Origin of the sequence: Enterococcus alcedinis (assembly GCF_014635985.1) — a bacterium.
Taxonomy (GTDB): Bacteria; Bacillota; Bacilli; order Lactobacillales; family Enterococcaceae; genus Enterococcus_I; species Enterococcus_I alcedinis.
This window is the reverse complement of sequence record NZ_BMDT01000010.1, coordinates 1-16,595: the sequence shown is the minus strand read 5'-3', so window position 1 is coordinate 16,595 and position 16,595 is coordinate 1. Positions and strand designations below refer to the sequence as shown.

Sequence of the window (16,595 nt, the reverse complement as noted above, 5' to 3'; positions counted from 1 at the left end):
ACTGAATCAAGGATGACTTATCCAAGACCAATAAGAAGGACCCATGCATTGATAAGTATAACAATAAAACAGCTTTAAAATTTTTTCAAAAGCAACCCAAAAATATTAAAAACTTTGATTGCACAATGATGGCTATGTCTTTGTCGTAAGGATAAAGTCCAATATTCAAAATCTAGTCTTAAATTAATTAACTATTGAATAATCCAAAATAGCTGATTGAAAAATAATCAGCAATCCACAAGTTACTCTTGGCCATGTCGTATATTATGTGACACAAGGTTTTCGACTCGTAACGATTTTGACAAAAGTACAAAAATAGTTACCACTCGTTTTGATATTTCAGGCAATTAAGTCGCAGACATGTATCAATTACGATAGAAAATTGAGGTTCTGTTTTAAGCACTTAAAACAGAACCTCAATATCAAACTTCTATACTCTCAAAGCAGACAAGAAACGATTAACCAAGTGATTCTGACCTTGATCACAGCATTACTTACTTATTTAGTAAAGATTGAATTGAACATAACTGTCACACCCTTTTACTAATAAAGGGCCTTTAATTATCTAAGTCCTGAACCTGAAAAACAGTAACTCAATCAATTTTGTTCGAATCGTTGATGTATTTAATATTGTTGTTACTTCTACTTCAATTGAATAATGGATAAAATTTCTGGAAAAAGGTCATCCTCTGCACTAGCACTTGTCTTAAAAAATTTAGTTTTTTTCAGATATTTTCGTTAATTATAAAAAGTTATCTATGTACCGTCAGTGAAGTTATATGAATTATTCAGCTATAAATTTATCTATTAAGTATTAACTAAAATCCCATTCTCTAGAATTTTTAACTATATCCATTGTAGAATTAATTACTCCGTACTGAAGCAATATCGATACAATAAAGAGTAGTATATTATAATACAATATCCCAGGTACATCAAATGCATTTATGATTGAAGTAGTCAGCAACAACAAAATTACAGGGTTTTGCATCGTTGTATTTATATTAAATCCACATTTTTTCGAAAAATACGTTCTAAAAAAGTAGAAAAAAACATATGAAACAGCTGTAGCTATACTCGCTCCTACTGTACCATAATTAGGGACTAATAAATAATTAAGAAATATTGCTGGAAAGATAGATATAAAACTAGTTAGGGCATTATATTGGCTTTTCCCTGAAAAAACTATTCCCAAAGTAGTTGTTTCACTTACAGTATATAAAATTGGGGCTAATGAAAGAAGCGCTGTAGCAAATGCTGCTTGTCGATACTCTGGAGCTAATATCAAAATAATATATTTTTTAAAGAAGACCACGAAGAAAAACACCAACGTCATTATAAATAATATTAAGTTACTCATATAACTATAATACTTTATACCTTTTTCTTCTTTGTGCCACCTATATGCCAAAGGAACCCAAAAACTTGTAAACATAGTCTGAACCAAAGTCAAAATTCCCGCAACCTTTAAAGCTGCAGTGTAAATTCCGATTTCAGTAAATGTGCTATTTCCTCTTAGGAAAAATCGTCCAATTGCATTCAAGAAGCTATACAAGGAAGCCGCTATAATAATTGGAATTCCAAACACAAACATTTTATGCATTAGCGTTCTATCAAAATAAGAAAAATTAAATTTAAATAACTTTCTAAATACAATTATTAATAAAATATCACCAACGATTTGCCCAAATATAGTTGAATATACGATAGTTAGAAAATTTCTTTCCCCATAATACAACATCAATAGAGTTACTATAAAAACAACAACTTTCACAACTACTGAATAAAAGGAATATTCTAAAGCTCTTTCTTCCATTCGAATAGAAAGTAATATAAATCTCTCTAAAATCATAAAAACAAGCATGAAACCAAATAGAATTGAAATAAAATGATACTCACTATTTTCAAATAAGAAAAAAGAGATTTGAGATCTAAAAATAACACCAATAAAGATGAATATAGAAGATACCATCAATGGAATCATTACTGCATTTTGGAATAACTTAATTTTATTTTCTACATAATGATATTCTCTTGTATATGATTGATCCATTCCTAAAAATATAAACGAAGCCACCAATGTTTGAACAACTGTAAACATACTAGCCTTCCCAAACTCTTCTGGTGAAACAAAATATGTGATAATAGGAACAGTAATAAACGATATTACAGCTGCTATCATTGGACCTACAGAGAATCCAACAAATTTTTTTAATAATTTTTCCATTCATACACTCCTTCCATTAGTATTTTTTGAAAACCATTTTCTAACATAGAAATCTAATACTTTTTTCAAGTCGTAGTAGATATTCACTTCTCTCTGGTTTGATATGTATATATAACAAACTTAAGATTTCCAACTATATATCTTTTCCACATTCTTCTTGGTTCTTGGATAAATCGATAGAACCATTCCAGACCAAACTTCTGCATCCAACGAGGTGCTCTCTTAGTTTTACCTGCTAGAACATCAAAGCTACCTCCAACTCCCATAACAAACGGTACATTTAAATCTAATAAATGTTCTGAGATCCAATATTCTTTCATTGGTGATGAAAATGCAACAAATAAGATATCTGGTTTTGTTGAAGCTATCTCTTTTACAATAGTTTGGTTTTCACTTTCGTCAAAGTACCCATTTCTCACTCCCACTATATTAATAGCAGGGTATTTTTTTTCTATCTTTTCTTTTACTGTGCGAACAACTTCTTCTTTTGCGCCAAACAAAAAAATACGGTACCCTTTTTCTTCCGCTAGAGGCAATAAATTTTCAAATAAATCTATCCCTGTTACTCGTTCTTTCAGTACCTTGTTATTTTTTTTTACCGCCCAAAGTATAGAAGCACCATCTGCATTAATTACGCTACAAGAATTTACAATGTCTGTTAGTTTACTGTCATTCTTCATCAAATTAATTTTCGATGCATTTAAGACTACATGCTGTGTAGGTATTTTTTTATCTATAATGTCAGATACTTTTTCTAATGTTTCACTCATCGTTAAGTTATCTACATAAGTATTAAATATTCTAATTCTATCACTCAATTGACTTCCTCCATAACATACCTAAAAGATTTTTTTGAATTTCAGTATACTTAAAATACTTCTTACTCAAAATAAATAATGAAACATTTTGTACAGCAATTACAAAAAAACCCTCTGTAAAACAGTACAAATACATAATAATTATTATATACCATTCCTCTTTTTTGAATTCTTGTCTACTAATTTTAAATGTCAAAAAAGACAATATGATAAAATTAATATAACCATACGCCCGTAAAATTAAGACAAAGCTATTATCTGCTCTAAGTGGAAAGTCATTTTCTCCACCTAATAAACCGTGAACATCTGTTCCAAAAAAGGTTTGTTTCGCAACTCTTAAAAACTCCGCAGAATAATAGATACGATCTGATAATGTCCTATTCAAAATATGCATGATTCCGTTAGGATACACATTATATATAAGAGGAAGCACGAAAGAAAGCACTAATAATATTAAAGGAATATAAGGTATTGCTTTATATATCCAACTATCACGATTAGATCTTTTTAAAATATATAAAATAATAATAGACGCCAAGGAAACAACTATTCCAGTTCTTGAGAACGTTATGGCGAAAAAAGCAATTGACACTAGTAAAATAGCCACATAATCTATAACTCCTAGTGTCTTAAACTTTAGGAATCCGTAAATACTAGTCAATACGAACATTAAAAGATACAACATATTAGCATGGGAATATCCCAAACTATTTTTTGAAACAGATACTTCTATACCAAAAAATTGTCTACTTTCCAAAAGTGATTGTGAAAATCCATCCACTGATAAATATACCGCTATCGATGTAATTAAGGATATCAAACCTACCCAAAAAATAGTTTTGAATATACTTCTAATCTCGACATTTTTAGATGAAAGTATTGCAAAATAACTCATCAGTAAGGCTTCTCGCCCACTAAAATATGTTGAGATACATAGTATTACTCCACAAAAAAAAGCTATGATATATTCTTTTTTAGTGTACTCGGATAGAGAAATCTTCGCTAAAAAAAGTATAACAGCAATAACTCCTATGTATTTTTTAATAGGGTTAATATATTCTGGTGAAAAAAACACCGTAATCGTCAACAATACGATACCTAAAAAGAAATATACATCTTTAATTTCATAAGACTTTTTGATAATTTTATTCAACATATTCCACCTCATTTAAGTAAAATATTGAATAGATCATTTTCAATATTTTTGGATAAATACTTATCAGATGATTGTATAGCATTTCTTTTAATTGAAATGTATTCCTCATTTTTCATAGAAATAGCTTTTGTTAAAACCTTTACTAATTCTTCCGCATTGCCTTTATTAAATAGTAAACCATTATAGCCGTGTATTAGATATGAAGCTATTCCCGCATTGTCAGTGCCAATTACCGGAGTGCCACAAGCTAGCGACTCTAATCCTACTAATCCTAAACTTTCAGGTAACTCTGACGGAAAAACAACCCAATCTGAAATGTTATATACATATGATAATTCATCTCTGCTAAGCGATGGAATACGAATAACATTTTTTAATTTACTTTCAATTATTTCTGCATTTAATACTTGCTCTTGGCTTCCCGATCCTACAAATAAAACTTGCCAGTCATCTTCAAAAAAATCGTGTTTTTTTAACATGGACATCGCTTTAATCGTAGTGTCCCATCCTTTCCCCTTATCTAGCCTCGATACATAGGATATTATTTTTTTTTCTTGACTAATTTTATACTTTGATAAAAAATCAGATTTTATTGTATTTTTATTTTTGGGATAAAAAATTCTCTCATCTACTCCACCTGATGGATAAATATAAATTTTTTCATCAATAATGTTATGTTCTTCAACAACAATTTTTTTCATATAGTCTGATGGGACAATAATTTTTTGTGACCTACTTAATAATTTCCCCATGTTTTTTTTCAACTTTTGATCTTTAGGACTTGTCGATGTTATATCAGAACCATGAACGTTTATAACCAAATTTATTTTTTTTAATTTCATTATAATTAATATTGGGATTGAAAAATGGGAAACATAGTGAGCATAAACAACATCGTATTGATTTAATAGTAACTTCGTTATAATTTTAATATAGAAGATAGCATATTTGAAAGTTCTCTTGATTTTGTTTTTTTCTTTGTATAACACTGTCTTAGACAGTGTTATACCTTCAACTTGAGAGATTTGATTATACATTTTTTCGACAAATGTTCCATAACTTGGACTATCTTTAGATGGATACATATTTGAAATCAAGTGAATTTTCACAATATCTCCCCCTATTTTTCTAAAATATCTGCAATTCTCTTACATGCATCTCCATCACCATATGGATTACTTGCTTTACTCATTTTCTTGTATACTTCTTCATCCTCGAGTAGTTCTTTAAACGATGAATAAATGACTTCTTCATCCGTTCCGACCAATTTCAGCGTTCCCGCTGCAATTCCTTCTGGACGTTCAGTTGTATCTCGCATTACTAGAACAGGCTTCCCTAAACTTGGAGCTTCTTCTTGAACACCACCACTATCTGTTAAAATTAAGTAGGATTGAGCCATGAAATTATGGAAATCGAGCACTTCTAAAGGTTCGATAATACGAATACGATCATCGTTTCCTAGAATTTCATTGGCTGCTTCTCGCACCATTGGATTCATATGAATCGGATAAACCACTTTAATATCGGGTGTCTCATCCACAATCCGTTTAATCGCACGGAACATATGTTGCATCGGTTCGCCTAAATTTTCTCGTCTATGAGCAGTAATCATAATTAGACGGCTCCCCTTAGCCCATTCGATATGTTCATGAGTATAATCAGCTTTAACTGTAGTACTTAAAGCATCTATCACGGTATTGCCTGTCACAAAAATTGTCGCTTCGTCTTTTCCTTCTTGTAATAAGTTTTCTTTGGATTGCTCTGTCGGTGAAAAATGATATTGCGCAACCAAGCCTACTGCTTGACGATTAAATTCTTCTGGAAATGGCGAGTAAATATTATGCGTTCTTAAGCCAGCTTCCACATGTCCCACTGGAATTTGTAAATAAAAACAAGCCAACGAAGTCACAAAAGTCGTTGAGGTATCACCATGAACAAGTACGATATCTGGTTTTACTTCTTCTAATACATCTTTCATACGATCTAAAATATTAATAGTGACATCAAACAACGTCTGTTTGCTCTTCATAATCGATAAATCATAATCCGGTTCAATCTCAAATGTCTCAAGTACTTGATCCAACATTTGACGGTGTTGTCCTGTTACACAAACAATCGTGTCTAAACTTTCTCTTGTCTTCAATTCTTTGACTAACGGACACATTTTAATGGCTTCCGGACGTGTTCCGAAGACCACCATAACTTTCTTTCTAATGGGTAACGCCTCCTCGATCATCTGTTATAAGTGATACGCATTTTCAAATGCTGTAATATTTTTTGTATCTAAAATATGTTTGGTTTTAATTAACTCGAGATTTTCCTTGAGGTGTTGATGTCCTACCATCACAACGATTACTTCGACATCATTGACGAATTCCTCGAATCCCAAGACTTGTCCTTCGACTAATTTCTCTTTAACAAATGGATCAAATGATTTCACTCCTAGAATTGACGCTTCTTCCATCTTTTCTAACAGTTGTAAACTTGGACTTTCACGTACATCATCGACATCTTCTTTGTAGGCTAATCCATACAAACCGACTTTGGATATATCTGAAATATTGTGCTCTCTCATGATTTCACGGATTCGATTGAATACATGATTCGGCATATCATCATTCGTTTTTCTTGCTGTATGAATTAAATTTGTTAATTCTGGATAATCCCCTACTAGGAACCATGGATCGACTGGAATACAGTGTCCACCTACACCAGGTCCAGGTTGTAAAATATTTACACGTGGATGATGATTCGCAATACGAATGATTTCATAAACATCCATTCCTTCGGAATGAGCAATTCGTGCTAATTCGTTGGCAAAAGCAATGTTGATATCCCGGAAAGTATTTTCTACGACTTTAGACATTTCAGCTGAACGAATATCTGTTAAGATAATTTCAGACTTACAGAAACTTGCATACAATCCTTTAACTTTTTCGGCAATTTCGACACTATCCGCACCAATCGTTCTAGAGTTATGCTCTAACTCATAAATCATGTTGCCAGGAATAATTCGTTCTGGCGCATGAACTAAATGAATATCTTGGCCAATGACTAATCCTTTATCTTCAATTAATGGTCGAATATGTTTATCGATTGATCCTGGTGAAATCGTTGATTCGATAATAATAATTGCACCTTTATTACAAACATCCAAAATACCGGTTACTGCCGAGATTAAATATTTCTGATCTAGTTTCTTACTATCTTTCATGTAAGGTGTTGGTACAGCCACGATATACATAGCGGATTTTTGGTATTCGGTTGAGAATTCAATCCCTCCTTCAATAGCAGATTGAAATAGTTCTTCTAAACCTTTTTCCTCAAAAGTCAATTCACCTTGTTTTAAAGAATTAACTAGTTGAGAATTATAGTCTGTCCCGACAACTTTTATTCCATGTTTTGCAAACATTAATGCTGTGGGTAAACCAATATATCCTAATCCTATTACGTTAATCATAAAATTCCATCTCACATTCCTATATTTTTTTAATATCCATCATTTGGTTTAATAATTACTTTGATTGTTTTTATTCCTATCAAAATATCTCTACTTATGCTTAAATTACTAATATATTGCAAGTCTAATTCCACCATTTCTGAAAAACTCAATGAATTCCTCCCACTGACTTGCCATAGCCCTGTACACCCTGGTTTAATCAATAAACGTTGCATATCATATTTTGTATATTCTTCAACTTCTCTTTCTAAAGGAGGCCTTGGACCTACTAAACTCATATCTCCTTTTACAACATTCCAAAGTTGAGGTAGCTCATCTATACTTGTTTTACGAATAAATTTTCCCACTTTAGTTATCCGAGGGTCGTCCTTCATTTTAAACATTGCACCCTCAACTTCATTTTGCTCAAGCAGTTCTTCAAGAAGTTCTTCTGCATTCACAACCATCGAACGAATCTTATACATTTTAAATTTTTTGCCATTTAAGCCAATTCTTGTCTGTGAAAAGAAAATAGGTGCTTTAAAGTCTTCTATCTTCATCAAAATAGCTAATACAACAAAAAATGGAAACAATAGAATCAAACCTAGGACACTACCTACCAAATCAATTACCCGTTTACAAAAAAAGAATACATATTTCTTATTTACTGCTTTTATATCAACTTTGCTCTTCGTAAAATTCAGTGGCGTTCCTTTTGATTGAATCTCACTTTGTTCCATTTATATCCCCCTAATCTACACGTAAATACCACGACGATTTTACTCACCGTGGTATTTCATTTCTAATCCTAGTCTATGTTTAACTGATCTTTTAACTCTGTTTGCACACGTTGTTTCTCTTCATCGCTGACACGTTGATAAGACACGCCATCTTGCATAAAGCCCTCGCCTTTCATTTGATCCATTTGAATCGTGTTAAAGGCACTACGGTATTCTAATGCGATTTTTTGCATCATTCCAAAATCCATGTCTGTACGCATATTTGCAGCAACAGCATCTAATACCGCCTGATACTGCGTCACACCCGATAATGAAATCAATTTTTTAGCAATACCTTCTACAACGAGACGTTGACGTTCTTGACGTCCATAATCACCACGTGGATCATCATAACGCATACGAACAAACGCTAGTGCTTGTTCTCCATTAATTTGAATTTTCCCCATACCAAACGTATGACCTTCATTTGTAAATTCCAAATCATTGTTAACCGTCACCCCACCTACCGCATCGACTAAATCTTTAATTCCTTGCATATTAATAGATGCATAGTGATCAATTGGAATATCTAAATATTTTTCTAAACTATCCATTGCCATAGCGGGTCCACCAAAGGCATACGCATGATTGATTTTATCATTTGTTCCGTGACCAACAATTTCCATGTATGTATCACGTGGGATACTGACAATCTGCGTTTTATTATCTTCTGGGCTAACTGTTGCGACCATAATAGCATCTGAACGTCCTGTATCTGTTCGGCCTAAGTCACCCGTATCAACACCCATCAACAATATTGAGAAAGAATCTTTCTTATTTAAGTCGACTTCTTTTTTACGTTTGACACCTGTTTCTTGACGTTCAACTGTTTCGTAGGTATCTTTAATACTTCCTTTAACATCTAAGTACACTTTGGCGGCAATTCCAGTAACTCCTATCACCAGTACTAATAAAATTCCTAATATCCAAATAAATACTTTTTGAAATTTTGACATATTCATTCCTCCGATTGATTGCAAAATTAATTTCTACTTCTTGCAACATTTTGAACTTATCTTCACAATTTAATTGCTTAATTTTAACACACAGAATCAGTATACTTTCTGTCATTGAAAAAAGAAAGTCCTTTCCTTGAATCAATCAAAAAAGCACCCAATATCGGGTGCTTTGTAAACTTCACTTAACTTTCTTGACATATTCTTGTAACATTACTAAAGCGAGATATCCTGACTGCTTCTTTTCTCTTCTTTGTTCTCCCCAAATATACCCTTCTTTAAAATGATTCTTGTGAATTAAAATATGCTCTCCTTTTTTTAGAAGTGCGATTTCTTTTGCATGAACTGAAGGACCTTCTCTTAGATACACGTCGGTAATCAGCTCATAACGTATTGTTTCTTCTATTATAATAGGATTATCTTTTTGGTTAAAATAATCATCTAATTTCCCTTTAGCTATTCGATTCAAATCTAAATAATCGGAATAACCACTCAATTTCCCTCGATCAGTGTATTGATGTAAATGATAGACGCTTGTCGCTGTGGGTTTACTACCATTATACTGTCCATTGTTGATACCGTACGTTGGTAGCCATATCGCATCAAAAGTTGATGTATTCAAGTTAAACTGTTTATATAAGTGATTGGCTATATAAGCACCGACTTTCTTCGCTCCTAGTTCTTTTAATTTTTTGCGATACGCTTCCACACCTTGTCGCATGTTACGCATCGACTGTTCTTCAACGTCTAACCACCAAAAAGTTGGTTCCAATGTGTTTGCTCGTCGATAAAAATCACTGGCTTCCTTTTCCATATCCGTAACTGATGTGCCTCGGACCCAAGCGTAAACTGCGACAGGGATGTTTCTTTTCTTAAAGGCAGCAATATGCGTTTTGTAATGTTTATCTTCATAGTTCGAACCATATTGCACGCGAACGATGACACCTGCAATTTCTCGACATAATTGATCGTAATTAATCTTTGTCGGGACCTGCCATTCACTAATATCTAAAATAATTGGTTTTGGAATCATAACAAATTCTCCTTTTCTTCTATAATAAAAAGGCTGCAACCTAAGTCACAGCCTCTCGAGTAATTTTTTGATGATTAGTATTATTGGAGCAGTGATTCGGTCATAAGCTAGTGCTTTAATAATAACCTCTATTTTTGAAAGAGTGGTGTTTCGATTGTTTCGACGTATTTGGCGCTGTCGACTCCTTGGAATAGAGCGACGTTGTCTTTTTCAAATAGATTTAATGCTGCAAGTTGGTTCATTGCTGTTTCCACGGTTTCGCCACTTAGTTCTGTCGAAGCGACTTTCGGGATTAGTTTGTGTTTCTTACCTTCTGCGTTTAAGAATGTTAAATGTAATTTTTTCATGTTGGTTTCCTCCAATTAGTTTTTTAGTTTGTGTGTTCAAATTCAACCGTTTCAATCATGCTTGCGACACTCGTGTTTTCTGGATCGAAACTTGCCATGACTTCACCTAGTGCCATAATTGCAGTACCCTCTGGATTTTCAATGACGTTGGCAAATGTTTGCTTTTGTGGTTTTTCTTCCCCGACGATGGTTAGTTGAGCGGTTAATTTTGTTTGCTTGTGTAATTTCATGTTTGTTGCCTCCTTGTTTTTTTGTTTTTTGTAAGTTGCGCTTCCTACACCTATATAAACGAGTTTTAGATTGAAAATGTCACAGGTTTTTGAAAAAAGTTTTAAAATGTTTGTAGAAATAATTGCGATAGCGGCTGCGGCTTTGCCGTGGCAACGTTTCGTCGCTTAATAGTGCTTGGCATTTCTTTTGATCTTTTTGTGATAATTGTTTATAGAAGGCATTCAGTTGATCCAACAACTCAACTTCTTCATATAACGATTCTTCCTCGGCTAAGTATAAAAACAACTCTTCACCGTTGCCATAGGTTTCGACGACTTTTTTACGTTTGCCATCGACGAGTCGCCACAATAGATGACGGAATAAATAAGTGACGTCATTTTCCATTTCAAATAATCCGCGTGTTTCGTATTGTTGGGCACGTAAAAAGAATAATAAACGCAACTCTTGTAATTCATCTTCATAGGCTGCTTGTCCTGGGAAGGTGCCACAACGCTGTAAGACACGATAAAATAAGCCTTCATAATCTCTCACTAATTGATCCAACTCTTCATTTGTCATTTCTTATATGTCCTTTATTTTGAATTCCTCGAGGTGACTTTAGATTATCAAGCACTCGACATTCTGGCATTTCACATAATGGAAAAAAAGGGCCGATAATGCTTTTATTTTTGCATTTTAAAAAAGCGAATGTTGATTTATCAACATTCTTAAATGAGAGATACATACTATTCTCACAGATTAGACGTTTTTTCCGCTCAATTTAGTCATTATCCGATTTGACAAGCGCTTTCATTTATGCATAACAAAAAACATCCTTTCGCTCCATGAGAATCGAAAGGATGTTGTATACTATTGATTTATTTTTTTAAACGGAATTCGTTTGGACTGGAAATCACCATAAAATTCATGATTTAAATACAATCCATACGCCATCAACTCATCGCCACTCAATATTTGACCACGAATTTCATAGAGACTGTCTGGGTCGAGCCCTTGGAATTTGACTTTCTTCAAGGGTTGCGATGCTTGAGATAAGATTTGGAAATAAAACAAGACACCCTCTTCTTTGGCTTGATCAATGAATAACCAAGCAGTTTCGTTCGACTCAAAAGGGCTGATTAAACGGTAAAAATCACCATATTGAATTAAACGTCGGTGGGTTTTGTACCATTCAATGGATGCTTTGACTACCGCTAAATCGGCTTGTGACTCGCGTGCTAAGTTCAGCATAATTCCGAAATTACCCGACATGGCAACGTTGGCGCGCATCTCAACATTCGTGATGCGTCCAACTTGATGATTTGCCACTTCGGATAGTTGCGCACAAATCATGGACGTTGGAAAGACCAGGCTATTGCCGTATTGAATTTTGAGGCGCTCGACAGCATCGGTATTATCACTCGCCCAACTTTGTGGCATATAATGAACCATACCTGGGTCGAAGCGTCCGCCACCACTTGAACAATTTTCAAATAAAATATGTGGATAACGCGTTGTTAATCGCTCTAAGAAATCATACAAGCCAAGCATATAACGGTGCGAAGTTTCAAGTTGTTGCTTGGCGTCACGTCCGATTGATCCGACTTCTGTCATCGTCCGGTTCATATCCCATTTAATGTAATCAATCGGCACGACGTCTAAGATTGCTGTCATTTGATTGAAGATTGCTTCTCGTACTTCTTGGCGACTAAAATCTAAAATCAGTTGGTCACGTCCTTTACTTAATGGGTAATCTTTAACTTGAAGCGCCCAATTTGGATGTGCTTGATACAATTCGCTGGCTTCTGAAACCATCTCCGGTTCAAACCAAAGACCAAATTTCAAGCCACGTGCTTTGACTTTTTTCGCTAATTGTTCGAGTCCACCAGGCAACTTCTCACGATTGACGAACCAATCACCAAGTGATGTCTTATCAGAATTCCGTTTGCCAAACCAGCCATCATCTAGCACAAACAATTCCACTCCTAGTTCTTTGGCACCATCGACTAAATCAAGAATTTTCTCTTCGTTAAAGTCAAAATAAGTCGTTTCCCAATTATTAATCAAAATTGGACGCTCCGCGTATTGATGTTCGCCACGAGCTAAACGCTCACGATACAAGTGGTGATACGTTTGCGACAGGCCATTTAAGCCTTGATTCGAATAAACATAAATGACTTCAGGCGTTTGAAACGCTTGGTTCGGTTCGAGTTGCCAAGAAAAGTGATGCGCGTTGATTCCAACAAGGACGCGTGTTTGCTCGTAATTATCGACTTCTACTTCAATCGCGAAATTCCCACTATAAACGAAATGGAACCCATAAACTTCGCCTGTGGCTTCTGTCGTCTGCGGTCGAACGAGTGAAATAAATGGCTGTTGTGCGGAACCACTTGCCCCTCGTTTACTATCAAATGTATGAATTCCCATCGTTAACGGATCACGTTTCAGATGCTTTTCCCTAGCCCAGCTCCCGGTCATTTGAATCAACTCGTAATCATAATCGGGTAAATCAAGACATGCACTAGCTGCTTTATTTAAAACAATTGTCTCTGGACTAGCATTCACATAACGAATCGATTTCGCAATGACTGCACGATCCGTGTAAATCGTATACGACAAAATCGCTTTGAACTGACGATGCGCATCAAGCATCGTTATTTCTAACGTCTGTGCCTCGTCTTCTTCTACTATATAAGTCGCCGGTAAGCCTTCAAGTGGTTTTTTCCCTTGAAAAATGACATGGCTTTCATATTTGAAATTCGTCGCTTGTGTACCGTCAGGATAAGTCACTTCAATGATCGATTGACGGTAATCACTAGTATCATATCCGGGCGCTTCTTGCATAATCGCATCCAGCGTAAAATGACGATCGGGCCAATCCGCAGGCGAAGGTGAAAAGGAAGAACGAGACACATATGGATAAGGATTCCTTTGATTAAATGTCTGTACGTTACGTCCGTAATAAACTTGTGCTAAATACTCCTCGTTAATTAACTCCATAATATAACTGATTTCATCATTAAATAGATGGAACTGTTGACGTTCCTCGTTATAAATAATTGCCATATTACACTCCTTCAAGCTTTTTTTCTTTCAATAGCCACAGTATACCTAGCACTTACAAGAGAATCGATGTGATTTCGCTACTTTTATATACCTTTATCCAACTTATTTGTTTCATTTATCTATATTTTGTTTCTTTTTCACTCATTTAATTGAAACGCTTTCCTTTTACATGTAAACTACAATAAAAGAATGAAGAACAAACGGAGGCCTATATGTCTACTTTTCAATTACAATCGATCGCACAAGATGAATTAATCGATTTAAAACTGTATCAAGCAGGCGCCCAAAATTGTCATCCTGCACACCTTTATGGCCCAGCAATACGGAATCATTTTTTATTTCATTATGTTTTGTCAGGAAAAGGAACGCTCCAGAGTACGAATTCCAAAGGCGAAGACCGGTTTTATGAACTAAGTAGCGGACAAGGATTTTTGATTTCACCGGATCAAATCAATACGTATATCGCCGATTATAATGACCCTTGGCATTATATGTGGATTGAAATTGATGGTACTTTAGCCAAACGAGCTTTTGCCTTAGCCGGCTTGTCTTTTGATTCACCGATTTATACTGCTAAAGATAACCAAGCCCGACAGCAAATTGCCACACAAATGTTGCAACTGACAAATCATTTAGATCGCTCATCCTTCTTCTTATCTGGGCAATTGTACTTAATTTTAGATGCGCTCATTCACACCTCACAAACACAAGCTTTAGACGTTCAAACGAAACGAACCAATGTGTATGTCAAAGATGCGAAAGATTACATTGCCCATCATTACCATCGCCCGATTACCGTCGAAGAAATTGCCACCCACTGTCGGTTGAACCGTAATTATTTGAGTCGGATCTTTAAAGAAGAGATGCGCATTGGGCTTCAAGAATACTTGGTCAATTTCCGACTATCTGTCGCTTGCGACCTCTTGAAGTTTAGCGATGATAGCATTCGAACGATTTCCGAGAAGACCGGTTACAATAATCAGCTGTATTTCTCAAAAGCTTTTAAACAAAAATTCAGTGTCTCACCAACGGTTTGGCGTAATCATAACCGAATAATGCCCAATCAATAAAACCACGTATCAAACGAATTTTCCCTTCGTTGATACGTGGTTTTATTTTAGTAAATCAGCGACTACTGGTTCAATTGTTTCGATTAAATCACTCGTTGCAATCACGACTACTTTTCCTAATTCTCCTGCTGAAATGATGACCTTCTGATGCTCTTGAATCGTTGAATCAAAGAACATTGGATAGTCTGGATGATGGATAAAAATGCCAATTGGCGTATTGGCTCCATGTGGGTATCCTGTCATTTCAAGCACTTTTTCGATTGGCGGTAAACCAATTTTTCGATTGCCTGAAAGCTTGGCTAACTTCTTATAATCCAATCGCTGATCAATAGGAATCAGCGCAATCGTCGCGCCTGTCTTATCGCCTGTTAGAACGAGTGTTTTATATATTGGAATGGTGCTCTGTTCAATTGGAGCATCCGTAAAACGGTACCGCTCATAGGGAATTTGATTGATTTCCAAATACTGTTCGACTTCTGTTTTAGTCATTGGTTTGGTACTCCTTACGATTCTTAAATCGAGCAAGCATCTGTATCATAAATAATAGAAGGAAAAGTCCGTCGACACGTAATGGACAAACGGACTTCTACTATTTTATTAAACAGCGGCTTCTGATAAAAACAGCGCTCGCTTGTTTTCATGTTTATCAATGACAATTTGTCCTGCGGGTATCCCTGCTTCTAATAACAACGAAATATTTTGTGTCAAAAATTCATCGCTACCGACAAGATAGAATAAACCTTCTTTGTCTACTGCTAGTGATTGCACGCTATCATAGTAATCACTTCTTTGATTCACCACTTCTGATGTCAATGTTGGCGTTGACTGTCCGTTAAAAACAGACTCAAACAAACGATCATTCTTATCTGAAATATGAAGCGAATGGATTTTATTTATTTCCTTGTTATCCCCTAAATATTGTAAAACGAGTGGACGAAACGAAGCCAGTCCCACGCCCGAAGATAGCAGATAAACGTTGCGGTTTTCACGACGTAAAGCTAAATTACTTTTTATTTTAAAAACAGCGACTTGATCGCCAATCGCTAAATTGCCTAAAATGGTTTTAAATTCAGAACGTTCTTCTTTTAATCGCGTCGTAATGCCAATCGTTGTTTCTTTTTGAACCGTTGAAATCGACATGTGACGTACGAGTGCACGATTCGGCTTATCGCCGGCATTGAAACCTTCCAACGCTAAATGAATATGTGCGCCTTCTTCCCAAGTCACCCCTACAGGACATTCTAAATGATACGTGCGAATCTCAGGTGTTTCTTCGATAATTTCTTTAATCTTTGTCCAATATATTTCCATAAGGCACCATCCTTGATTACGTATTTCATACTAATATACACTAATTGAGAATGATTATCAATTAGAATGACTTCATCAAATTTTCCAACAAAAAAACAGTACTTCTAGTTATTCTGATATGCTCCCCTCATAGTAGACACTAGAAAAAACAAAAATTCTAGTCTACTATGAGAGGAGTTTTTT

At 35.0% G+C, this 16,595-nt stretch carries 16 protein-coding genes; 1 reads left to right on the top strand and 15 read right to left on the bottom strand.

Annotated features, from left to right (window positions below):
* Positions 1 to 814 precede the first annotated feature (814 nt).
* From IEV09_RS09970 to IEV09_RS09910, 13 genes are all read right to left on the bottom strand, one after another.
* Positions 815 to 2,227, bottom strand: coding sequence for a lipopolysaccharide biosynthesis protein (locus tag IEV09_RS09970; RefSeq protein WP_188368157.1), 1,413 nt, complete (start codon positions 2,225 to 2,227; stop codon positions 815 to 817).
* A gap of 83 nt (positions 2,228 to 2,310) precedes the next feature.
* A complete protein-coding gene (locus tag IEV09_RS09965; RefSeq protein ID WP_229731703.1) occupies positions 2,311 to 3,045 on the bottom strand; it encodes a WecB/TagA/CpsF family glycosyltransferase in 735 nt (244 codons plus the stop codon).
* A complete protein-coding gene (locus IEV09_RS09960; RefSeq protein WP_188368156.1) occupies positions 3,038 to 4,198 on the bottom strand; it encodes a hypothetical protein in 1,161 nt (386 codons plus the stop codon). The genes IEV09_RS09965 and IEV09_RS09960 overlap by 8 nt, the downstream gene beginning before the upstream one ends.
* 11 nt (positions 4,199 to 4,209) lie before the next feature.
* Positions 4,210 to 5,310: a glycosyltransferase family 4 protein gene (locus tag IEV09_RS09955; protein ID WP_188368155.1), complete on the bottom strand. Its 1,101-nt coding sequence runs from the start codon at positions 5,308 to 5,310 to the stop codon at positions 4,210 to 4,212.
* 11 nt (positions 5,311 to 5,321) lie between these two features.
* Positions 5,322 to 6,401, bottom strand: a complete 1,080-nt coding sequence (wecB, locus tag IEV09_RS09950; RefSeq protein ID WP_275950544.1) for a non-hydrolyzing UDP-N-acetylglucosamine 2-epimerase — start codon at positions 6,399 to 6,401, stop codon at positions 5,322 to 5,324.
* A gap of 39 nt (positions 6,402 to 6,440) precedes the next feature.
* On the bottom strand, positions 6,441 to 7,661 hold the full coding sequence (locus IEV09_RS09945) for a nucleotide sugar dehydrogenase (protein WP_188368153.1): 1,221 nt from the start codon (positions 7,659 to 7,661) through the stop codon (positions 6,441 to 6,443).
* Positions 7,662 to 7,690: 29 nt separating this feature from the next.
* The gene (locus IEV09_RS09940; RefSeq protein WP_188368152.1) at positions 7,691 to 8,380 is read right to left on the bottom strand and encodes a sugar transferase; all 690 of its coding nucleotides are present in this window, start codon (positions 8,378 to 8,380) and stop codon (positions 7,691 to 7,693) included.
* A 68-nt stretch (positions 8,381 to 8,448) separates the two neighbouring features.
* On the bottom strand, positions 8,449 to 9,375 hold the full coding sequence (locus tag IEV09_RS09935; protein ID WP_188368151.1) for an LCP family glycopolymer transferase: 927 nt from the start codon (positions 9,373 to 9,375) through the stop codon (positions 8,449 to 8,451).
* Between the two features lie 181 nt (positions 9,376 to 9,556).
* Positions 9,557 to 10,408, bottom strand: coding sequence for a glycoside hydrolase family 25 protein (locus tag IEV09_RS09930; RefSeq protein ID WP_188368150.1), 852 nt, complete (start codon positions 10,406 to 10,408; stop codon positions 9,557 to 9,559).
* A 128-nt stretch (positions 10,409 to 10,536) separates the two neighbouring features.
* The gene (locus IEV09_RS09925; RefSeq protein WP_188368149.1) at positions 10,537 to 10,755 is read right to left on the bottom strand and encodes a DUF2922 domain-containing protein; all 219 of its coding nucleotides are present in this window, start codon (positions 10,753 to 10,755) and stop codon (positions 10,537 to 10,539) included.
* Between the two features lie 23 nt (positions 10,756 to 10,778).
* Positions 10,779 to 10,985, bottom strand: coding sequence for a hypothetical protein (locus tag IEV09_RS09920; protein WP_188368148.1), 207 nt, complete (start codon positions 10,983 to 10,985; stop codon positions 10,779 to 10,781).
* 79 nt (positions 10,986 to 11,064) lie between these two features.
* Positions 11,065 to 11,544 (bottom strand): sigma-70 family RNA polymerase sigma factor, encoded by a 480-nt coding sequence (locus IEV09_RS09915; RefSeq protein WP_188368147.1) that lies wholly within the window; start codon positions 11,542 to 11,544, stop codon positions 11,065 to 11,067.
* Positions 11,545 to 11,835: 291 nt separating this feature from the next.
* Complete coding sequence (locus tag IEV09_RS09910; protein ID WP_188368146.1) at positions 11,836 to 14,031, bottom strand: alpha-galactosidase; 2,196 nt, start codon at positions 14,029 to 14,031, stop codon at positions 11,836 to 11,838.
* A gap of 212 nt (positions 14,032 to 14,243) precedes the next feature.
* Between IEV09_RS09910 and IEV09_RS09905 the strand changes: the two genes are divergently transcribed.
* Complete coding sequence (locus IEV09_RS09905; RefSeq protein ID WP_188368145.1) at positions 14,244 to 15,101, top strand: AraC family transcriptional regulator; 858 nt, start codon at positions 14,244 to 14,246, stop codon at positions 15,099 to 15,101.
* 42 nt (positions 15,102 to 15,143) lie between these two features.
* On the opposite strand, the gene IEV09_RS09900 is transcribed toward IEV09_RS09905, so the two are convergent.
* Positions 15,144 to 15,590 (bottom strand): YbaK/EbsC family protein, encoded by a 447-nt coding sequence (locus IEV09_RS09900; protein ID WP_188368144.1) that lies wholly within the window; start codon positions 15,588 to 15,590, stop codon positions 15,144 to 15,146.
* Positions 15,591 to 15,698: 108 nt separating this feature from the next.
* Positions 15,699 to 16,412 (bottom strand): ferredoxin reductase domain-containing protein, encoded by a 714-nt coding sequence (locus IEV09_RS09895; protein WP_188368143.1) that lies wholly within the window; start codon positions 16,410 to 16,412, stop codon positions 15,699 to 15,701.
* Between the last annotated feature and the right edge of the window lie 183 nt (positions 16,413 to 16,595).